Source organism: Haloarchaeobius baliensis (assembly GCF_052060055.1).
Lineage (GTDB): Archaea > Halobacteriota > Halobacteria > Halobacteriales > Natrialbaceae > Haloarchaeobius > Haloarchaeobius baliensis.
The window spans coordinates 411,731-431,998 of sequence record NZ_JBPPFR010000001.1; the positions used below are offsets into that span (position 1 = coordinate 411,731).

A 20,268-nucleotide genomic window follows, 5' to 3' on the forward strand; every position below is an offset into this window, starting at 1 on the left:
CGCGCGGGGGCCGAGGCGGGAGCACGGCACACCCCCGTGCCAGGGAAGCGTGCCGTCTGTTCGCTACGCCGACTCGTCGGCGAGGTAGTCGTCCTGGACCGCGACGACCTCGGTGGAGTCGGCACAGTCCGCGTAGCGCCGCAGCGGCTCGTCGTTGAGTTCGAGGAACGTCTCGCCCCAGGTGAACTTCGCGAGGATGCGCTCGGCGTGGTCGCGCTCGCCGAGGATGCACAGCGCGGCGGCCAGCGCCTCGACGGTCGTGAGCGCGAACGGCTTTCCGAAGTTCACCGGGTTGGCGGCGACGAGGAACGGGAGCGCCCGGTGCTCGCCGCGGAGGTCGAACGCGTCCACGTCCGCGCTCTCCCACGAGCAGTCGAGCGCGACGAGCGCGTCGGGGTCGTCGGCCGGCGAGAGCGCCTGCTCCGCGTGGGGGTCCAGCACCAGGCCGTACGGCGTCGCCCGGTTCGAGCGATGCAGCTCGGCGAGGTCGAACTTGGCGAGCTTCCGGGCCGTGCACTTGTCGGGGTCGTCGTCGCCCTCGTACCGGACGTGGAGCTTCACACCTGCTGTACCCCGGCGACGGGCAAAAGCGCCACGCTACACCAGCTGGTCGTACAGCGCGTCGACGTCGACCAGCGTCAGCTCTCGCTCCTGCATCGTCGCGATGTGGTCGGCGCGCTCGCCGACGGTCTGCCCGTCCATCGACTCGAACAGCTCGGCGAGGAACGGCTCCATCGCGGCCTGGAGCTCGTCGTAGCTCGTCTCCACGTGACCCATCTGGAGGTCGACGAGCACGGTGCCGTCGCGCTCCGCCACGTCGTAGCCGAGGAACTGCGGGTGGACCGTCCGCTCCAGCCGCGCGAGGTCGTAGAGCCGCAGCAGGGCGTGGATGGAGCCGTAGCCCTGGTAGACCGTGCTGCCGTCGGTCTCGACGGTGAACTCCACGTGGTCGGAGGGGCCGGTCACCGCGGCTTCCCAGCCGCCGTGGACGCCGTCGAGTCGGAACCGTACCATGCCCGGAGGCAGGGGCTGCGAGGGGTAAAAGGCTCCGAGAGCGGTCAGTGACGAGGCCGACTCCCTCGCTGCGCTCAGTCGTCGGCCTCGCTGTCGTCGGCCTCGCCCGCTTCATGGACAGCTTCGCCCCGAAGCAGCCGCGACGCGATGGTGAACGTCTGCTCGGCCTCCCGGCGCGTCGGGAAGTGCGCCGCCAGATAGCGCGCGACGGCGACCATCGCGACCCGCTGATCTCGCTCGGCGGTCGCGCAGTCGAACTGCCGGAAGCCGGCCTCGAGCGCCTGGAGCGTGTGGAACCCCGCGTCCTCGCGGAGCAAGGCGTGGCCGAGCCGTCGCTTCAGGGTGGACGGCTCACCGCCCGCATCGAGGAACTCGCCGACGAGTCGGCCGGCCTCGTTCACCCGACCCTCGGCGTCGAACGTCCCGTCGAGGTCGTCGAGGATGTCGTCGGGTTCGCGCGCCGTCTCGCCGGGCTCCGGAATCGGTGCCGGGGGCGTGTTGAGGAACCGGTCGAGGTAGACGTTCACCGCGCCGTCGAGCACCCCTCGATAGAGCACCGGGTCGTCGACGCGCCGGGTCGCCTGGTGGACCGCGTTCGCGTAGGTGAACGTGTGATGTACCGTGTTCCAGTCGGAGAACTCGTTGCTCGTCCCGAACTGAGCGACGCGGGTCGCGGCCGCGGCGGCGACCGCGCTCGCGAGCTGCTCCGGCGTCGCGCCCTCCGCGATGGCGTCGCGGATGCCGTCCACGATGGCGTGTGGGTCGTCCGAGAGCAGCAGCTCGCGGAACCCGTCGGGTTCGGTCCACGACTCGTCCGCGCCCTGTGCCACGAGCTCGTCCAGTTCCGCGGTGACGTCCGCGACCAGCCCCGCGAGGTCGACGGGCTGCCGCCACGAGGAGAGCTCCTCGCTGCGTTCGGCGTCGGTCAGCGACGGGACCAGGCTCGCGAGCGTATCGTCCGCGTGCTCCCAGCCGACGTGGTCGAGGGTCTCGATGGCCTTGTTCACGAAGTCGAAGCTGTGGCCGGTGTCGAGGTACCGGTGGTCGGTCGCCGCCGCGTAGAGCATCCGCTCGACGGCGTCGCGGTCGCAGGCGGCGACGGCGGTCCGGAGCACCCGCTCCGCACCGTCCTCGTCGCGCACCTCGACGTTCTCGCGGAACCAGGACGCGAGCCGGTCGGGGTCCACGTCCGCGCGTTCGAACGGCGGCTGGGCGAACCGCGGCGGCTCGCCGGCACAGTCCGCGGCGACGTGTCGGAGCCCGGTGTACATCGCCCGCTTGCGGTCGTCGGGGTCGAGTTCGGGAGCGACGTTGGCCATCGCGGCGAGGATGGTCAGCCCGGACGACCAGCCGCCCTCGCGGTACTGCGTGCCGAACCGGACCCCGCGGTCGAGTACGTCGGTCCGGTCGACTCCGGCATCCGCCAGGCCGACGACGGCCTTGGCGACGACGAGCCGCAGGTTCTCCTCGAGCCCGGTCTGGAGGCGGCTGCGCCAGTGCTCGGCCGGCGGCGCGTCACGTCGTGGCTGCGGGCGGACGAACACGTCGCCGTCGCGCACCTCCACGGGGTACGTCGCGACGTCGTCGGCCCAGGGGTCGAACGTGTCGCCGCAGCCGAGTTCGAACCGGGCGTGGTGCCAGTGACAGGTGAGGACGCCCTCGTCGACGGTGCCCTCGACGAGCGGGAACCCCATGTGGGGGCAGCGGTTGTCCACCGCCCGGACCTCGCCCTCGTGGTGGAACAGCGCGATGGCGTGCCCGTCCTCGGTGACGAGCTGTCGACCCTCGTCCCGGAGAGCCGCGAGCGTGCCGACCCGCACGAAACCGTCGTCAGTGGTTGCCATGCGTGGAGTTGGCACGCCAGCGTGAAAACCGTTGGCTGGCGGCCGGGTCGCACCGTCGATACCATGGACTGGCAACCACGGTTAAGTCCACGGGGCCGATAGAGTGGCGCATGCTTTCCGTCGGCTCAGAAGCCCCGAACTTCTCCCTTCCCGGCGTCGAGGGTGGCGAGTTCGACGAGTACTCGCTCGCGGACGCGCTCCGCGAGGACCTCGTCGTCATCGCCTTCTACCCGGCCGATTTCAGCCCGACCTGCACCGACGAGCTCTGTACACTCCAGGACATGGACCTGCTGAATCTCGACGCGGACGTGACCCTCTTCGGCATCTCCGGGGACTCGATGTACAGCCACCGGCGTTTCGCGGAGGAGTACGACATCACCTACCCGCTGCTGGCCGACAGTGCGGGCGAGGTCGCCGCCGAGTACGGCGTCTGCATGCCCGACTGGCGCGGGCACCGGAACGTCCCGAAGCGCTCGGTGTTCGTCGTCGACGAGCGCCAGCGGGTGCGCTACGCCTGGTCGGCCGACGACCAGACCGTCCTGCCGGACGTGGGGGAGGTCCGGGCCGCCATCGACGACGTGCGTGACGACAGGACCGCGGTCCAGCGGTACGCCCGTGGACACGAGCACCTCGGAGCCGGCCGCGAACGGTTCGAGACCGCCTGGAGCGAGTACGAGGTCGGGGCGTGGCTCGGGGCGGTCGAGCACTTCGACGAGGCGGTCGCGTACTTCGACGCGGCGGGCGAGAGCCTCCGCTCGGCCGAACGCTTCGCGGAGTCCGATCGCGTCGGACGCGCGTGCCAGGACGCCGGCGACCGCGCCGACGACTACCGGCAGGCGGCCCGCTGGTACGCCCGCTCGGCAGAGCACTACGCCGACGGCGACGAGGCGATGGGCGACGAGTACCGTGCGGACGCGGAGAGCCCACACGAGGCCGCCAGCACGGGTGACGAGCTGCCGAAACCATCGACGCTGTTCCCCGGGGAGTAGCCCGGGGTCGGCGTTCGCGTGCCGTCGCCGACCACTGGCTTTCTGTGGCGGGCGACCGAAGCCGGGGTATGGCCCCCGACGACCCGGTCGCGACGTACTACCGCGCGCTCGACGACCACGACTACGCGGCGCTCCGGTCGGTGCTCTCGCCGTCGTTCGTCCAGCACCGACCGGACCGTACGTTCGAGGACCGTGACTCGTTCGTCCGGTTCATGCGCGACGACCGGCCGTCGTCCGAGACGAACCACGAGCTCCGGGGTCGGTTCCGGCGCGACGCTGCAGGTGGCGAGAGCGGGGACGACGAACCAACCGTCCTGGTCCGCGGTCGGGTGTGCGAGGGCGACGAGGTGCTGCTCCGGTTCGTCGACGCGTTCACGCTCTCGGCGGGCCGCATCGAGCGCGTCGAGACGTACACACGCTGAGTCAGTCCTGTGCCTCGGACTGGAGCTTCCGTTTCCGGCGCTCGAACTCGTCGTCGTCGACCTCGCCGCGGGCGTAGGCGATGCGCAGTTCCTCGAGCGCCCGGTCCGTGCTGGACTGCTGTGAGCGGGCGGCGTGGACGACGCCGGCCAGCAGCACCAGCGCGACCGGGAGGGAGAAGACGAACAGGATGATGACGATCTCGGGGGCACCGACGCCGCCGAAGAACGCGGGCGGGAGCATACGGTAGCCAGGTCCGCACGCGGAAAAAGCGTTTCGCGGGCGGCGTGGCGCCGGTTCGGGGTTACTCGTCGGTGCCGAGCGCGCTCTCGCCGACCTTCTCGTGGCCCTCGATGACCTCGGTGCCGCCCAGGTAGGGCTGGAGGGGTTCGGGGACGTCGACGGTGCCGTCCTCGTTCTGGTAGTACTCGAGGATGGCGACCATCACGCGGCCGACGGCGGTGCCGGAGGCGTTCAGCGTGTGGAGGTACTCCGCGCTCTCGTGGTGCTCGGGCCGGTAGCGGATGCCCGCCCGGCGCGCCTGGAACTCCTCAAAGTTCGAGGCGCTGGAGACCTCCAGCCAGCGGCCGCCCATGCCCTCGGGGGCGTCGTCGCTGTCGGTGCCGGGGGCCCAGACCTCGAGGTCGTACGTCTTCGCGCTGGCGAACGTGAGGTCGCCGGTACAGAGGTCGAGCACGCGGTAGGGGAGCCCGAGCCGTTCGAGCACCTCGGCAGCCTCCTCGACGAGCGCGTCGAGGCGGTCGTAGCTCTCCTCGGGTTCGACGAAGTTGACCAGCTCGACCTTGTTGAACTGGTGGACGCGGACGATGCCGCGGGTCTCGGTGCCGTGTTCGCCGGCCTCGCGCCGGAAGTTCGGGGTGTACGCCTGATGCTTCAGCGGGAGGTCCTCCCGGAGGAGGATGTCGTCGCGGTACATGTTCGTCACCGGCACCTCCGCGGTGGGGCAGAGCCAGAGGTCGTCGTCGTCGTACTCGTCGAACTCGTCGCCGCCGATACGGTAGGCGTCCTCGTTGAACTTCGGGAGCTGACCGGTGCCGCGCATCGAGGTCGACTTCACGGGGACCGGCGGGAACACGTCGACGTACTCCTGCTCGCGGTGGACGTCCAGCATGAACTGGATGAGTGCGTGTTCGAGCCGTGCGCCGTCGCCCTTGAGGAAGTAGAAGCCGGCGCCGGTGGTCTTCGCGCCGCGGGCCTCGTCGATGATGTCGAGCTCCTCGCCGAGGTCGTAGTGCGGGGTGACCTCGTCGGGCAGGTCGCGCAGGTCGTCGAAGCCCCAGCGCTCGACCTCGACGTTGTCGGCCTCTTCGTCGCCGACGGGGACGCTCTCGTGGGGGACCTGCGGGAGTTCGAGCATCGCCTCGTGGAGTTCGTCCTCCAGCTCGTCGGTACGCTCTTCGACCTCGGCGAGTTCGTCCTTGAGTTCGCCCGAGCGCTCGATGGCCTCCTGCGCTTCCTCGTCCTTTCCGTCCTGTTTGAGCTGCCCGATCTGCTTGCTGACCTCGTTGCGTTCGTGTCGGAGGTCGTCGCCTCGGGCTTTCAGTTCGCGCCACTCCGCGTCCAGTTCCAGGATCTCGTCGAGGTCCACGTCGTAGCCCCGGTTGTCGAGGCTCTCGCGGACGGCCTCGGGGTTCTCCCGGAGGTATCGGCGGTCGAGCATTTGCAAGGTGGTTGCTGTGGGTCGGGGAAAACCGTATCGGATGTGTGGTGCGGCGTGTCAATCGCTCTCGGTGTGCTCCTGTCGTCGCGTCGTCGTTTCGGGCGGCTCGATGGTCGGCGGGGACGCCGGCCGTCCGCGAACGCACGACTCTTTGTGCTGGCTCGCATAGGGTGTCCAAGATGAGCGACGCCAACTCCGGCCCCCTCTCTCCCGACCGTCCGGACGCCCAGACGCCGTTCCGGGTGGACGCGCCGTTCGAGCCGGCGGGCGACCAGCCCGAGGCCATCGAGTCGCTGGTCGCGGACTTCGAGTCGGGCGCGACGGAGCAGACGCTGCTCGGGGTGACCGGGTCGGGCAAGACCAACACGGTGTCCTGGACCGTCGAGGAGATACAGGAGCCGACGCTGGTCATCGCGCACAACAAGACGCTGGCGGCACAGCTCTACGAGGAGTTCCGGGAGCTGTTCCCGGACAACGCCGTCGAGTACTTCGTCAGCTACTACGACTACTACCAGCCGGAGGCGTACGTCGAGCAGACGGACACCTTCATCGACAAGGACGCCTCCATCAACGACGAGATCGACCGGCTCCGGCACTCCGCCACGCGCTCGCTGCTCACCCGTGACGACGTCATCGTCGTCGCCTCGGTCTCGGCCATCTACGGGCTGGGTGACCCGACGAACTACGTCGACATGGCGATGCGGCTGGAGGTCGGCGAGCAGGTGGGCCGCGACGAGCTGCTCGCCCGGCTGGTCGACCTGAACTACGAGCGCAACGACGTGGACTTCACGCAGGGCACGTTCCGGGTGCGCGGCGACACCGTCGAGATCTACCCGATGTACTGGCGGTACGCCGTCCGCGTCGAGCTGTGGGGCGACGAGATCGACCGCATGGTGAAGATGGACCCGATGCAGGGCGAGGTCGTGAGCGAGGAGCCGGCCGTGCTCGTCCACCCGGCGGAGCACTACTCCATCCCGGAGGAGCGCCTCGAACGGGCGATGGCGGAGATCGAGTCGGACATGGCCGACCGGGTGCGCTACTTCGAGCGCAAGGGCGACGCGGTCGCGGCCCAGCGCATCGAGGAGCGCACGACGTTCGACCTGGAGATGATGCAGGAGACGGGCTACTGCTCGGGCATCGAGAACTACTCGCTGTACCTCTCGGACCGGGAATCGGGCGAGGCGCCGTACACGCTGCTCGACTACTTCCCCGACGACTTCCTCTGTGTCATCGACGAGTCACACCAGACGCTCCCCCAGATCAAGGGCCAGTTCGCCGGCGACAAGTCACGGAAGGACTCGCTGGTCGAGAACGGCTTCAGACTGCCGACGGCGTACGACAACCGCCCGCTGACCTACGAGGAGTTCTTCGAGAAGACCGACAAGCGGCTGTACGTCTCGGCGACCCCCGGCGACTACGAGCGCGAGCACAGCGACAACGTCGCGGAGCAGATCGTCCGCCCGACCCACCTCGTGGACCCGGCGGTCGAGGTCGCGCCCGCGACGGGGCAGGTCGACGACCTGATGGACCGCATCGACGAGCGCGTCGAGCAGGACGAACGCGTGCTCGTGACCACCCTCACGAAGCGCATGGCCGAGGACCTCACGGAGTTCCTCGAGGAGTCGGGCGTCGACGTGGCGTACATGCACGACGAGACGGACACGCTGGAGCGCCACGAGCTGGTCCGCGCGCTCAGGCTCGGCGACATCGACGTGCTCGTCGGCATCAACCTGCTCCGTGAGGGACTGGACATCCCCGAGGTCAGCCTCGTCGCCATCCTCGACGCCGACCAGGAGGGGTTCCTCCGGTCGGAGACGATGCTCGTCCAGACGATGGGCCGGGCCGCCCGGAACGTCAACGGCGAGGTCGTCCTGTACGCCGACGACCGCAGCGACGCGATGGACGCCGCCATCGAGGAGACCCAGCGCCGCCGGCGCATCCAGCAGCAGTACAACGAGGAACACGGCTTCACCCCGACGACCATCGAGAAGGACGTCGGCGAGACGAGCCTGCCCGGCGCGGAGACCGACACGGGCGGACTGACGAGCGACGACGCCCCGGAGGACGCCGAGGCAGCCGCCGCGCGCATCCAGCGGCTGGAAGAGCGGATGCAGGAGGCCGCGAACAACCTCGAGTTCGAGCTCGCGGCCGACATCCGCGACCGCATCCGCGACCTGCGCCAGGAGTTCGAGGCGCTCTCGGACCCCGACGACGGCACCATCGAACCCGAGGCCGACCCCGACTTTTGAGCCGTCGACCGGCCGCCCGAACCTTTCGTTCGTCGTTTCGATGTCCGAACATTTTTTAGCCGGCCGCTTTACTTCGACCCATGGTAGTGGATTCACTGAAGTTCCCGACCAGAGGAGAGGACGGGATGATGCGGGCCATCATCGGTGGCGGTCTGCTGCTCGCCTCGGCCATCATCCCGCTGCTCCCGCAGCTCATCGTGAACGGGTACAGCCTCCAGTCGATGCGGGCCGGCGCCCGGAACGACCCGAACCCACCCGAGTTCGACGACTGGGAGGTGCTGCTGAAGGACGGCGCGTACATGTTCGGCGTGACGCTCGTCTACACGCTGATACCGGTGATGCTCCTGTTCGGGGTGCTCTTCCTCGGCTTCTTCGTGTTCTCCTTCGGGGCGGCAGCCGGGAGCGCCGCCGGTGAAGGTGGCGCCGCCGCCGGTGGTGGCATCGGTCTCATCGTCATGCTCGTCCTCGGCGGGCTGGCGTTCCTCCTCCTCATGCTCGCGTACTACGTGATGCCGGCCGCACTCGTCGGCGTCGCGACTACTTCGTCGCGCTGGTGGTCGCGGCCATCGTGAACTTCCTGGCGTTCCTCGTCATCTTCCCGCTGATGTTCCTGCTCGTCGGCTTCCCGCTCGCGTTCATCATGCAGGCGGGCATCTTCCACTACCTCGGCACCGTCGCCCGCGACATCGCGACGACCGGGACCTGCCAGCCGGGCCACAGCGACCCCCGAGCAGGGGACGCGTACTAGAGCCGCCGACGCAACTGTTCGGCGGTCTTCTCGCCGACGCCCTCGACCGCCAGGAGCTCCGCCGCACTCGCCTCGCGGACGTTCTCGACGCTGCCGAACCGGCCGAGCAGCCGGCGGCGCGTCGCCGGCCCGATGCCGGGCACGTCGTCGAGCACGGTCGACACGTCGTCACGGATCGTCTGGTGGTACTGCACGGCGAAGCGGTGGGCCTCGTCCCGCACCCGCTGGAGCAGGTGGAGCTGGGCCGCGTCGTCGTCCCAGTCGTGGGTGCGCTCGGGCGTGATGACGAGTTCCTCGGCCTTCGCCAGTGCCACGGCGGGCACGTCCCAGCCGGTCGCTTCGAGCGCGTCGGTCGCCGCGGCGAGCTGCCCCTCGCCGCCGTCGATGAGCAGGAGGTCCGGGTCCGGACGGTCGTCCCGCCCCGCGAGCGCGCGCTCGGCCCGCCACCGGATCAGGGCGGCCATGTTCGCGTAGTCGTCGTTCGTCTCGTCGAGCTTCTTCCGGCGGTAGTCCGACTTCTCGGCGCTCCCGTCGACGAAGCAGACGTTCGAGCCGACGACGGCTCTCCCCTGCGCGTGGCTCACGTCGAACCCCTCGATGCGCGAGATGCGGCCGAGCCCGAGTTCGTCCGCGAGCGCGGCGGACTCGTCCCGTCGGCCGACGTTGCGGCGGGCGTTCTTCAACGCCAGCTCGATCAGCTTCGCCTCCCGGCCCGCGCCCGGTACCCGGACCGCCACGTCGGCAGCGTCGAGCCACGCCGTCACCTCCGCGTCGCCGTGGTGCTCGGGCAGCAGGATGGCGTCGGGCAGCGACCGCTCCGCGTAGTACTGCACGAGGAACGCGGCGAGCACGGCGGGCACGGCGTCGCCCGACTCGCGGTCGGTCCCCGTCGGCACGGCCATCGAGTGCCGGTCCCGTTCCACGAGCTGGCCGCCCTCGGCGTGGAGCCGCGCCACCGTCGCGTCGTCGCCCCGCAGTGCCACCCCGAGCACGTCGACCGAGCGCTCGTACTCGTCCCGGCCGCTGACCGCCTCGCCGCCGCTCCCGTGGAACGACTCGACGACTGCCAGGCGGTCCCGCAGGTTCGCCGCGCGCTCGAACGACTGCGATTCGGCGGCCGCCTCCATCTCCCGCCGAAGCGGGTCGGCGAGCACGCCGGTCTCCCCGGCGAAGAACTGCGTCACCGAGTCGACGTCGGCGATGTAGTCCTCCCGCGCAATCTCGTCCGTACACGGCGCGGTGCAGAGCCCCATCTCGTAGTCGAGGCAGGGTCGCTCCCGTCCGGCGAACTTGTGGTCCGAGCAGCCCCGCACGCCGAACGTCTCCCGGAGCGCCTTCACCACCGTCTCGACGGTGCCCATGCTCGTGTACGGCCCGAAGACGGTCGCGCCCTCGTTCGGGTCCCGCGTCACCTCGATGCGGGGGAACTCGTGGTCGGTCAGCTGGACCAGGGGATACGACTTGTCGTCCTTCAGCCGCACGTTGTACCGCGGCTGGTGGCGCTTGATGAGGTTCGCCTCCAGCAGCAGCGCCTGCGTCTCCGTGTCCGTGACCGCGACGTCGAGGTCGTCCGCCCGCTCGACCATGCCCGCGATCCGGGCCGACCGCGGGTCCGCGTACGACCGGACGCGAGAGCGCAGGTCCACCGCCTTCCCGACGTACAGCACCGTGTCGCCCTCGAAGAACTGGTAGACTCCCGGGTCGGTGGGGAGGTCGCTCGCGAAGTTCCGGACGGTTTCGGCGTCCATCGGTTCTGACTGGACTTGGGCGCGCGACGGCATGGGGGTTACGTCTGAAGAATCGAGTTGGCTGAGAGTTCAGGTAGGTCCGAGGACTTACTGGAACCGATAACAGCCAGAAAGCCCCTGCCTGCTCGACTCCCGCGCCTCGCTGCGGTCCTCGTTCCTGCGGTCCTTGCGTCGTCGGGGTTCGTCGAGCAGGCAGCCCCTTTCATTCCCACCCGACAGCTCCGCACCCCACCTCGTGCCTCCCCAGCCGACTGCGGTGCTCAGTCGCTAGCGCTCCCTGCGCTCCTCGCCCCTCGCGCGAGTGTCGGCGAACGGCCTGGCGAGACTCCTCCGTCGTCTCGCTGCCCTCCGCTCGCACGCTCGCGGAGACCTCGCTGCGCTCGGCACGTTCGCCAGGGTGAGAGCGAGCTCTCACTGGCCATCGGAATCGCAAGCGATTCCGAGACAGCCGCGCGCCACCTGGCTGAGTAAGCGATGTCGCTACACCTCACCCGAACCCGCAGCGCTAGCCAGACATTCAACCAGAAATCAGAAACACAGCGTCACAGCTCGGTCTCCCGAAGCTCCAGGTCGGCAACCACCTGATACGGGTGCTTCTCCTTGCGGATGCCGTCGATGATGGCGAACGCGTCGCCCGGCGTCAGGAAGTGCTGGCACACGACACGACCCAGCGGCGTGGGCTCGAAGCCGTCGATGAAGCCGTACTCCAGCAGCTTGCCGATGGCGTGCTTCGTGGGGATGTCGCCGATCATGCGGTCGTTGAGCGCCTTCGCGGACTTGCCGGCGACGGCGACGTTCGCCAGGGTCTCCTCGACGGCTGCGTCCTCGTCGTAGCGGGTGATGACGGGCTCCATCTCGCCCTTGAGGAGCTTGAACGCGACCTCGTCCTCGGACATCTCCATGGAGTTGTGGTAGGTGCACTCGGGCTCGACGAGCATGTACACCTTCCCGCGGTCGTGGTAGTCGGGGCGGCCGGCGCGCCCGAGCATCTGGCTGAACTCCTGGACGGAGAGCCACTCGATGCCCATAGCGAGCGAGTCGAAGATGACCTGCGAGGCGGGGAAGTCGACCCCCGCCGCGAGGGCGGCCGTGGTGACGACCGCCGAGAGCTCCTGGTCGCCGAACATGCGCTCGACCTTCTTCCGGCGGCCGTAGTCCAGGCCGGCGTGGTAGGGGGCCGCGCTGTACTCCAGCTTGCGGGAGATCTCGTGGCAGCGCCGCCGCGAGTTGGTGAAGACGATGGTCTGGCCGCGGTAGCCCTTCGAGGACTCGCGGTCGAACTCGCGCTTGACGAGCCGGTTGATGATGCGTGGTTTCTCGCGGCCGTCGGCGAAGGTGACGTGGCGCTCGATGGGGACGGGACGCTCCTCGAACTCGATGAGCTTCGCCTCGAGCGCGCGGCCGAGTTCGGCGGGGTTGCCGACGGTGGCAGAGAGGTAGACCCACTGCGCGCCGTCGTAGCCCGACCGTTGTTTCTGGCGCTGCTGGCTGTAGTGCTTCAGCCGCGAGATGAGCCCGTCGAGGCGGTGGCCGCGGCCCTCCTCCTTGAGCGTGTGGACCTCGTCGATGACGACGGTGCCGATGTCGCCGAGGTCCTTCCCGGTGCGGAGCGCGTGGTCGATGCCCTCGTAGGTACCGACGATGACGTCGGCGGAGGGGTCGAACCGCGAGCCGGAGTCGTTGACGCGGCTCGCTCCGACCCGGATGGTGACGTCGACGAGGTCGCCGTACTCGTCCGCGAAGTCCTCGTGCTTCTGGTTGGCGAGCGCGACCAGGGGGACGAGGAAGAGCATCTTCCCCTTCCCGTCGAGGACGTTCTGGAGACCGGCGAGCTCGCCGACGAGCGTCTTCCCGGTCGCCGTCGCGCTGACGACGAGCTGGTCGTCGCCCATGCCCCGGGGGCCGTCGCCGGTGCGCTCGCCGAACAGGCCGTTCTCGACGGCGAGGCTCTGCACGGGCAGCAGGGTGTCGAACCGCTGTTCGAGCAGGCCCTGCAGCTCCGGGTGGAGGTCGAGCCCGTCGACCGGGACGAGGTCGATGTCGTCCGTCGTCGCCGATATCTCGTCGAACTTCGTCAGGTCGGGGTCGAGCTCGCCCTTGAGCAGGTTGCTGATGCGTTCGAGGTCCTGCACGTCGAGGAGCAGGTCCTCCAGTCGTTCCTTCGCGTCGCTGGTGAACTCGCCGTGGTAGGCCAGCTCCTTCTCCAGCTCGCGGCGGGCGCAGTCGGTGCAGATCCAGTCCGTGCCGTCCTTGACGGCGGTGTCGGTCGTGATTGGCGAGTACCGACCGGCGGAGGCGCAGTAGCGACAGGTCCGGACGACCTTCGCGTCGAGCTGGTAGCCGTCGAGCATCGCCTGCAGCTCCTCGCGGGCCCGGGTCGAGGTCTGCTCGGAGATACGGATTCGCTCCGCGCGGCGTGCGATCTCGACGAACTCCTCGGGGCTGCGTGGCTCCTCGCTGGAGTCGCGGACGAGCCGGAACTTCCCGGGTCGGGGGCCGGCGCTCGTCTCCTTGAGCTCGAGCTTCGCACGGAAGACGCGCTCGCCGTCGCGCTCGACGACCGCGAGGTAGTTCCTGCCGGCCTCGTGGAGGAACAGGGTGTCGACGCGCTGGACCTGTCGTGACACGCGATTCGGTACGAGAGCGGGGTATTTCAGGGGTTCGGAACTTCTTCGGGGACCTCGTCGGCGTCGGTCACTCCTGCAGCTGTATCTCGTCGTCGCCGTTGGGCACCGCACAGAGGAACGCGCCCTGTACGTCGCCCTCGTTGCGGTACCAGTGGACGACGCCCGCCGGGATGAGCAGCGAGTCGCCGGCCGAGACGGTGTGCTCCTCGTCCCCGATGCCGACCACGTACTCACCCTCGAGGACGTACTGCTCGTGCTCGACGGCGTTCGTGTGCTTCGGGACCTCCGCACCCGGGTCGAGGGTGAACCGCCGGATGGCGAAGTTCGGTGCGCCGTCGCTTTCGTCGACGAGCACGCCCTTCGACAGCCCGTCGGCGGCGTCGACTGGCTCGTATTCGACGGCGTCGCTACGGCGGATGACCGGTTTCGGGTCGGACATGCGCGAGGGTAGGGCGGTGGGGCACTTAACGGGTACCGACCGACCCGGTCGTTCCCCACCGGGTCGACTGCTATCGTCCCCCAATTTAAGAGTGGTCGGCGGCTACTCGATAGCATGCGAAGCTTCAGGATCGGGTCGGTGTTCGGCATCCCCATCAAGCTGGACCTGACGTTCCTGCTGGTGCTACCGCTCTTTGCGTTCCTCATCCAGCAGCAGGTGGGCTCGGTGACGGACCTGCTCAACCAGACGATGGGGGCGAACCTGCCGGTCGACCCGCTGGTGGCCGGCTGGATGCCGTGGGTGCTCGGGTTCGCGGTCGCCATCGGCCTGTTCGTCGGCGTCGTGCTCCACGAGCTCGGCCACAGCGTCGTCGCGATGCGCTACGGCTTCCCCATCGACTCCATCACGCTCTGGATATTCGGCGGCATCGCCTCGCTCTCGGAGATGCCCGAGGACTGGAAGCAGGAGCTCCAGATCGCCATCGCCGGGCCGGTCGTCTCGATCGCCATCGGGGCCATCTCCTACGGCGCGTTCCTCGTCGTGCCCACGGGCCTGCCGTCGGCCCGGTTCGTGCTGGGCTACCTCGCGCTGATGAACGTCGCGCTCGCGCTGTTCAACATGCTGCCGGGCTTCCCGATGGACGGCGGGCGGGTCCTGCGGGCGCTGCTGGCCCGCACCCGACCGTACGCGAAGGCGACCCAGATGGCCGCCGAGGTCGGGAAGGTGTTCGCGCTCCTGCTCGGCCTGTTCGGCCTGCTCAACCTCCAGTGGCTGCTCATCGGTATCGCCTTCTTCATCTACATCGGTGCGTCCTCGGAGGCCCAGCAGGTCGTGATGAAGGCCGCCTTCGAGGGTGTGACGGTACGTGACGTGATGACGCCCGGCCCCGACCTGCACACCGTCACGCCCGACACCAGCATCTCGGAGCTGATGTCGCGGATGTTCACCGAGCGCCACACCGGCTACCCGGTGATGGACGACGGCGGGAACCTCGTCGGGCTCGTCACCCTGGAGGACGCTCGCGACGTCAAACCCGTCGAGCGCGACGCCTACACCGTCGAGGAGATCATGACGCGGGAGCTCCACACCATCGGCCCCCATGCCGACGCGATGGAGGCGCTTCAGACCATGCAGTCTGAGCGCGTCGGACGCCTGCTCGTCGTCCGTGGCGACGACCTCGTCGGCCTCATCTCGCGGTCCGACCTGATGACCGCCTTCGACGTGGTCCAGGAGACCGGGTCGGTCGAGCCGAGCCGGCGGACACCTGCCCGGGAGACATGAACGCGTTCTAATACGTGCTGGCGGACTCGGTGTTCATATTTTTGGCCAGCTTCCGGTACAATACAATTATAGGGTTTCTGTGGGCAGAAACGGCTTTCGAGTTAAGTGCTGTTTCGACGTATCATATGGGCCATAATTGTTACAAGTGGTTCACTGATACAGCATTGCATGGCAGGGGACCGAACGGTCTGGCTGACGATGTTCGTCGTCACCGTCGTCGTGCTGTCGACCGCCTCGCCGGCGCTGGCCGGCGTCGGTGGGTCGACCGCGACGACGGCAGACTCGATGACGACGCTGGCACCGAGTCAGTCCGCACCGTACGTCAACATCGCGAACACGAGTATCGACAACAGTACGCACTCGACCGTCGAGCTGGCGTACAACTTCACGAACAATATCTCGGCCAGTGACGCCGCCATCTACGTCACCGGTCCGGGGCACTACTCGGCGTTTGTGAACGACAGTATGAAATCGATGAATGTCAACGAGACCCTCGGCAGCGCTGGCTCGGAGGGCGTCCTCTCGTTGTCCATCCCTGCGGAGACGTTCGAGGGTGGGAACGTCACGCTCGGTATCTCGATGCAGAACCAGTCGACCACCAACACCGTCGCCACCGACACGGCGGTCCTCTCGGTCCCGAGCAACGTCTCGGTCGTCGGGAGCACGCTCTCCTCGGGGTCGGTCACGACGGGTGAGACGTTCACCGTGAACACGACCGTGAACAATCCGACAGGCGCAGCCGAGAACATCACCGTCGACGCGTTCGTCCCCTCGGCCGGTGCCCGGCTGAACAGTACGACCGTCCGGGTCGCCGCCGGTGAGACGACGCACGTCGAACTCTCGGGCGCCATCTACGTCTCGGGGACCCATCAGGTCCGCGTCAACGACGTCTCGACGAACACCATCTCGGTCGGCGGCGGTGGCGGCGGTCTCCCCCCTGCTCCGCTCGTCTCCGTTGGTGACACCACGGTCGACGTGAGTTCGTCGAGCACGGTCACCGCGACGTACAACGCGACCGGCATCGCCCCGACGGACGACCTCGCTATCGTCCTCCTGAACTCGTCGGACAACAGCGAGATCGCGCGCAACGACTCGCTCACGACCGCCAAGGGAGTCGCCGACATCGACCTCTCCATCTGCGCGATGACCGCAGACACGAGCGTCGTCGCCCAACTGGTCAACACGAGCAACAACACCATGCTCGCCAGCAACACCGCATCCTACACTGTCACCAACGCGGACGGCTGTGGTGGCGGTGGCGGTGGTGGTGGCGGCGGCTCGCTCCCGGCCGCGCCGTACGTCAACCAGTCCAGCACGGTGCTGGTTTCGAACGCCGACACGCCGCTGTCGGTCAGCTACAACGCGTCCGGGAGCGGGACCGCCGTCGGCGACCTCGGCGTGCGGATCATCGACCAGTCCGGCCCCTCGCTCGTCGCATCGAACACCTCGCTGTCGGTGGACAACGGGACCGCACTCGTCACCGTCCCCTCCGGCACCGTCTCGAGCGACTTCACCGCGAGCATCCAGCTGTACAACACCTCGAACAACACCGCCCTGACCACGGACACCTCGTCGATGACCGTCGACGCGGTCTCGAGCGAATCCGTCTCCGTGCCCTCGTACTTCAACGTCCAGGTCGGGAACGCGACCATCGACACGCGCACGCCGACGAACGTGACCGTCGCGTACAACCTCACGGACCAGGTCGCCCCCGCGAACGCGAACCTCACGCTCGTCGGTTCGAGCGGCGACGTCGTCGCGTACAACAACTCGGTGACCGCGGCCAACGGCACCGTCGAACTGACGGTGCCCGCGACCGACGAGGCCGGTGACTTCCGGGTCGAGGCCCAGGTCGTCGACGACGCGGCCGGTTGGGCGATGCTCACCGACCCCGGCCGGATGGACGTGCTCTCCTCCGGCATCAGCATCTCCTTCGACGGCGTGTCGACGACGACGCCGTACCTCGGCGACTCGTTCTACGCGAACGCGACCGTCACGAACACCGGCGAGGCCAGCCAGACCGTCCGGGTGAGCAGCTACTTCGACGACAGCGGTCAGACGGCCAACACCACGACCGTCCTCGTCGGGCCGGGGAGCTCGGTCGCGGTGAACCAGAGCGTCGTCCTCAGCCAGCACCAGTACGCCGCGGGCTCGCACACGGTCACGATGAACAACGAGACGCCGATCACGGTGACCGCCGGGACCCGCGTCATCGCGAAGTCAGCGACGGTCGTCAGCGGCACCGGCATCCAGAGCGGCTCGCTGCACGTCGAGGGCTACGTCGACAGCCAGCCGATGCTCCAGCTGAACCTGCGCACCAACGCCTCCAGTGGGAGCTACGAGCTCCAGGAGATCGGCCTCGACCGCACGTCGCTCATCCGCATCGACCTCACCGTCGAGGACTTCACGCCCCGCCTGCTGCTGGGCGCGGGGAACGTGACGAACTGGTCCGTCTCGCCCAACGGCTCGGCGACCGACGTGACCATCTACACGCGGCCGGTCGACACGAACTACCGGTTCCCCTCGCCGCAGGTCTGGGACGGGACGCACAACGCCACCGATCACCGGAACGCCAACGTCGGGATGGCCATCACGCCGCTCCAGTTCATGTCCAGCGCGCGTCAGGACCGGTTCAACGGTACTGTGCTCGCGACCGACGCCCAGACGTTCGGCAGTCCGCAGTACAGCGAGCAGAACGGTCAGTCGAACCTCTCGCTGTACGTCGCGGCGCCGCACTTCCAGACCGATGGAACGACCACGAACCAGGGATTCTACGACGCCTTCCTGCCGAACGCAGTGCTGAACGACTGGGGCGTCACCGATCCGTCGGACCTGACCGCCGACTTCAACGGCTCCCAGACCATCGACGTCATCCAGACGAACGACGGCTGGTGGGTCGAGACCGACATCCACTACTCGTCCGGCACGGTCGCGGTGAAGACCAACGGCGGCGGTGGCGGCGGTAGCGACACCACCGCACCGACCGCCGACGCTGGCTCCGACACGTCCGCCTCGGTCGGCCAGAGCGTCTCCTTCGACGCCTCGGCCTCCGCCGACAACGTCGGCATCTCCAGCTACGAGTGGGACTGGGACGGCGACGGCACCTACGAGGGCTCGGGCCAGACCGCCTCGCACGCGTTCTCGTCGAGCGGGACGTACGTCGTCACGCTCCGGGTCACCGACGCTGCCGGCAACTCGGATACCGACACCGTGTCCGTGAGCGTCACCAGCCGCTCCGGCGGCTCCGGCGGCTCGACCTCGACCAGTACGCCGACGCCGACGGCCACGCCGACTGCGACGCCGACGGCCACGCCGACCGCGACGCCGACTACGACGGTAACGATGACCGCGACCCCGACGGCAACGCCGACGCCGACCGCGGACGGGACGACGGCGGCTCCGGACACCACCGCCGCACAGGAGTCGACCGACACTCCGGAACCGACGACCGCCGCGGACACCGAGCCACCGGCTGATGACGACGACTCCGGCGGGAGCGCCGACGGCGGCTCACCCGGGTTCGGTGCGCTCGCTGCGCTCGTCGCACTGCTCAGTGCGGTCGCGCTTCGGGTGCGGCGGGGCTGAGAGCACGGCGCGACGGCATCGTACGTCTGGCAGACCCGGCGCTGTCCGTACGACCGGTCGATCCGTCAGGCACAGTCGCTGCCGCCCTCGTGCGTCTTCGCCTTCTTCTCCCGATCTTGGCGTTTTCGCTTCTTCCGTCGCTCCGCTGGCGTCAGCTGTTCGGGCCGGGCGTTCGCCTCGTGCTCCGTTTTCGCCCGGTTCATCTGGACGCCGATGCAGAGCAAAGCGACGGCGAACGACAGGGCGGCGTAGCCGCGGTGTGCCTCGCCCTCGTAGACGAACAGCGCGATGGCGAGGGCCAGACCGGTGACGAGCACGACCGCGTAGCGATTCGGCCGTGGGAGGGAACCGAGCGCCATGCTCTCCCTTTCGGGCGATTGCCTGTAGTTCTGTTCCCTGGTGATCCGGGCGCGAGAATCGGACCTCGCTCGCAGTCTCGCGGGCTCGGCTGCTCCCTGGTTCGATTCGCTTCGACGGACCTGCCGCTCCTCACGTCCGTTCGTCGCGAGAAGGTCCAGGTGCGAGAATTGAACCCGCGTCTCAGCCTCCACAAGGCTGAAGGATAGTCCACTACCCCAACCCGGACACGTACCAGGACATACCCGGGTCGAACTCAAATACGTTACGACTCGGAGGGGGCTCCGTCATGCGGTGTCACAGTCGGAACCGCGACGCTTTTGCCCCTCACGACGCTATCGATGCCCAAGCGTGGCCATCACGGACAAGATCTACGTCAAGAACCACCGGCAGCTGAGCTCCCAGCTCGACACGAACATCCCGAAGGGCGTGTTCAAGGGCGCGACGCTGGACATGCTGTTCAACGGTGGTGAGGCCCTGGAGAAGCTCGACGAGACGACGCGCGAGCGCATCCTCGACTTCTCGAAGGACTTCATGGACTGCGGCTGCGACAACAGTCCGTACTGTGGCCACCCCGAGGAGAAGTTCGTCCGGTACCTGCTGGAGCTCCGGGCGCAGGGACTTCGACCGTCGGCCATCGTCGACGTGATGGGCGACGACTACATGGTGTACGCCTACGAGGGCGACGTGCTCTCGTTCCTCGACGACTCGGTCCGCACGCTGGAGGCGATGGAGGAGCTGACCCGCGTCGAGGGCAACGAGGAGGCCCGGAAGGCGGCGAAACGAGAGAAGGAGACGCTGTCGGGCTGACTACCCGAGCTGGTACGGCTCGTCGTCGTCTTCATCGGGCCCATCGAGTTCTTCGAGGTGGATGACGTCCTCGTCGTCCTCGTCGTCGACGCGCTCGCGGAGGTAGGTGACGTACTGCTTGTACTCGTCGAGCTGCTCGCGCAGGTGCTCGGCCTCGAGCTCGAGGCGTTCGTGTTCGCGCACGAAGCTCCTGGGGACCTCGACCTTCGGCGGCCACGCCTCGTCCACCGGTGCCTCCTCGGGGGCCTCGTGCTCCGGCAGCACCGCGACCTGCCCGTCGTGGGCGACGAGCATGTCGACGTAGTCGCGGAACACCGCCGACAGCGAGAGGTCGCGCTCCTCGGCGATCTCCTGCAGCGTCTCGAACGCGTCCTCGTTGACGCGGAACGAGACCGTCTTGTTCTTGTTGCCCATGCTACCCATAACTGTCACACAGGCACTTGAACGTTCGTCAGACGCTCGGCGCGAAAAGTCGT

General features: G+C 68.3%; 18 protein-coding genes and 1 tRNA gene. 8 read left to right on the forward strand and 11 right to left on the reverse strand.

Going from position 1 to position 20,268, the window contains the following annotated elements; translation table 11 throughout:
- Nucleotides 1-63 precede the first annotated feature (63 nt).
- The 3 genes from ACSG06_RS02050 to ACSG06_RS02060 all read right to left on the reverse strand — a co-directional run bounded on the left by ACSG06_RS02050 (nucleotide 64) and on the right by ACSG06_RS02060 (nucleotide 2,858).
- Entirely contained in the window at nucleotides 64-561 is a 498-nt protein-coding gene (locus ACSG06_RS02050; RefSeq protein WP_440988596.1) for a DUF367 family protein, read from the reverse strand.
- A 36-nt stretch (nucleotides 562-597) separates the two neighbouring features.
- Nucleotides 598-1,014, reverse strand: a complete 417-nt coding sequence (locus ACSG06_RS02055; protein ID WP_440988597.1) for a hypothetical protein — start codon at nucleotides 1,012-1,014, stop codon at nucleotides 598-600.
- 74 nt (nucleotides 1,015-1,088) lie between these two features.
- Nucleotides 1,089-2,858 carry a Rieske 2Fe-2S domain-containing protein gene (locus tag ACSG06_RS02060; RefSeq protein WP_440988598.1) on the reverse strand — a complete coding sequence of 590 codons (1,770 nt, stop codon included), beginning with the start codon at nucleotides 2,856-2,858 and terminating at the stop codon, nucleotides 1,089-1,091.
- 110 nt (nucleotides 2,859-2,968) lie between these two features.
- Here ACSG06_RS02060 and ACSG06_RS02065 point away from each other — a divergent pair, with 110 nt between their 5' ends.
- Together ACSG06_RS02065 and ACSG06_RS02070 are read left to right on the forward strand one after the other, a co-directional pair.
- Entirely contained in the window at nucleotides 2,969-3,847 is an 879-nt protein-coding gene (locus ACSG06_RS02065) for a redoxin domain-containing protein (protein WP_440988599.1), read from the forward strand.
- A 68-nt stretch (nucleotides 3,848-3,915) separates the two neighbouring features.
- Nucleotides 3,916-4,269, forward strand: a complete 354-nt coding sequence (locus ACSG06_RS02070) for a nuclear transport factor 2 family protein (protein WP_440988600.1) — start codon at nucleotides 3,916-3,918, stop codon at nucleotides 4,267-4,269.
- Between the two features lies 1 nt (nucleotide 4,270).
- Here the strand turns inward: ACSG06_RS02070 and ACSG06_RS02075 are convergent, their stop codons facing one another.
- Nucleotides 4,271-4,510 carry an SHOCT domain-containing protein gene (locus ACSG06_RS02075; protein ID WP_440988601.1) on the reverse strand — a complete coding sequence of 80 codons (240 nt, stop codon included), beginning with the start codon at nucleotides 4,508-4,510 and terminating at the stop codon, nucleotides 4,271-4,273.
- Nucleotides 4,511-4,571: 61 nt separating this feature from the next.
- Entirely contained in the window at nucleotides 4,572-5,948 is a 1,377-nt protein-coding gene (gene serS / locus ACSG06_RS02080) for a serine--tRNA ligase (RefSeq protein ID WP_440988602.1), read from the reverse strand.
- Nucleotides 5,949-6,127: 179 nt separating this feature from the next.
- On the opposite strand from serS, the gene uvrB reads away from it, so the two are divergent.
- The 3 genes from uvrB to ACSG06_RS02095 all read left to right on the forward strand — a co-directional run bounded on the left by uvrB (nucleotide 6,128) and on the right by ACSG06_RS02095 (nucleotide 8,945).
- Nucleotides 6,128-8,197 carry an excinuclease ABC subunit UvrB gene (gene uvrB, locus ACSG06_RS02085; protein ID WP_440988603.1) on the forward strand — a complete coding sequence of 690 codons (2,070 nt, stop codon included), beginning with the start codon at nucleotides 6,128-6,130 and terminating at the stop codon, nucleotides 8,195-8,197.
- Between the two features lie 80 nt (nucleotides 8,198-8,277).
- Nucleotides 8,278-8,769, forward strand: a complete 492-nt coding sequence (locus ACSG06_RS02090; protein ID WP_440988604.1) for a DUF4013 domain-containing protein — start codon at nucleotides 8,278-8,280, stop codon at nucleotides 8,767-8,769.
- On the forward strand, nucleotides 8,751-8,945 hold the full coding sequence (locus ACSG06_RS02095; protein ID WP_440988605.1) for a hypothetical protein: 195 nt from the start codon (nucleotides 8,751-8,753) through the stop codon (nucleotides 8,943-8,945). Before ACSG06_RS02090 ends, ACSG06_RS02095 begins: the two co-directional genes overlap by 19 nt.
- Here ACSG06_RS02095 and ACSG06_RS02100 read toward each other — a convergent pair.
- The 3 genes from ACSG06_RS02100 to ACSG06_RS02110 all read right to left on the reverse strand — a co-directional run bounded on the left by ACSG06_RS02100 (nucleotide 8,942) and on the right by ACSG06_RS02110 (nucleotide 13,759).
- The gene (locus ACSG06_RS02100) at nucleotides 8,942-10,693 is read right to left on the reverse strand and encodes an excinuclease ABC subunit C (protein WP_440988606.1); all 1,752 of its coding nucleotides are present in this window, start codon (nucleotides 10,691-10,693) and stop codon (nucleotides 8,942-8,944) included. The genes ACSG06_RS02095 and ACSG06_RS02100 overlap by 4 nt on opposite strands.
- A 542-nt stretch (nucleotides 10,694-11,235) precedes the next feature.
- Nucleotides 11,236-13,320: a DEAD/DEAH box helicase gene (locus tag ACSG06_RS02105; protein WP_440988607.1), complete on the reverse strand. Its 2,085-nt coding sequence runs from the start codon at nucleotides 13,318-13,320 to the stop codon at nucleotides 11,236-11,238.
- A gap of 67 nt (nucleotides 13,321-13,387) precedes the next feature.
- On the reverse strand, nucleotides 13,388-13,759 hold the full coding sequence (locus ACSG06_RS02110) for a cupin domain-containing protein (protein ID WP_440988608.1): 372 nt from the start codon (nucleotides 13,757-13,759) through the stop codon (nucleotides 13,388-13,390).
- A gap of 114 nt (nucleotides 13,760-13,873) precedes the next feature.
- Here ACSG06_RS02110 and ACSG06_RS02115 point away from each other — a divergent pair, with 114 nt between their 5' ends.
- Nucleotides 13,874-15,040, forward strand: coding sequence for a CBS domain-containing protein (locus ACSG06_RS02115; protein WP_440988609.1), 1,167 nt, complete (start codon nucleotides 13,874-13,876; stop codon nucleotides 15,038-15,040).
- A gap of 168 nt (nucleotides 15,041-15,208) precedes the next feature.
- Nucleotides 15,209-18,625 (forward strand): PKD domain-containing protein, encoded by a 3,417-nt coding sequence (locus tag ACSG06_RS02120; protein WP_440988610.1) that lies wholly within the window; start codon nucleotides 15,209-15,211, stop codon nucleotides 18,623-18,625.
- 65 nt (nucleotides 18,626-18,690) lie between these two features.
- Here ACSG06_RS02120 and ACSG06_RS02125 read toward each other — a convergent pair whose 3' ends face one another.
- Together ACSG06_RS02125 and ACSG06_RS02130 are read right to left on the reverse strand one after the other, a co-directional pair.
- Nucleotides 18,691-18,984, reverse strand: coding sequence for a hypothetical protein (locus ACSG06_RS02125; RefSeq protein WP_440988611.1), 294 nt, complete (start codon nucleotides 18,982-18,984; stop codon nucleotides 18,691-18,693).
- A 153-nt stretch (nucleotides 18,985-19,137) separates the two neighbouring features.
- Nucleotides 19,138-19,210 (reverse strand) — tRNA-His (locus ACSG06_RS02130).
- A gap of 123 nt (nucleotides 19,211-19,333) precedes the next feature.
- Here ACSG06_RS02130 and ACSG06_RS02135 point away from each other — a divergent pair.
- Nucleotides 19,334-19,792 carry a DUF5814 domain-containing protein gene (locus tag ACSG06_RS02135; RefSeq protein ID WP_440988612.1) on the forward strand — a complete coding sequence of 153 codons (459 nt, stop codon included), beginning with the start codon at nucleotides 19,334-19,336 and terminating at the stop codon, nucleotides 19,790-19,792.
- Here the strand turns inward: ACSG06_RS02135 and ACSG06_RS02140 are convergent, their stop codons facing one another.
- Nucleotides 19,793-20,206 (reverse strand): DUF8146 domain-containing protein, encoded by a 414-nt coding sequence (locus tag ACSG06_RS02140; protein ID WP_440988613.1) that lies wholly within the window; start codon nucleotides 20,204-20,206, stop codon nucleotides 19,793-19,795.
- Between the last annotated feature and the right edge of the window lie 62 nt (nucleotides 20,207-20,268).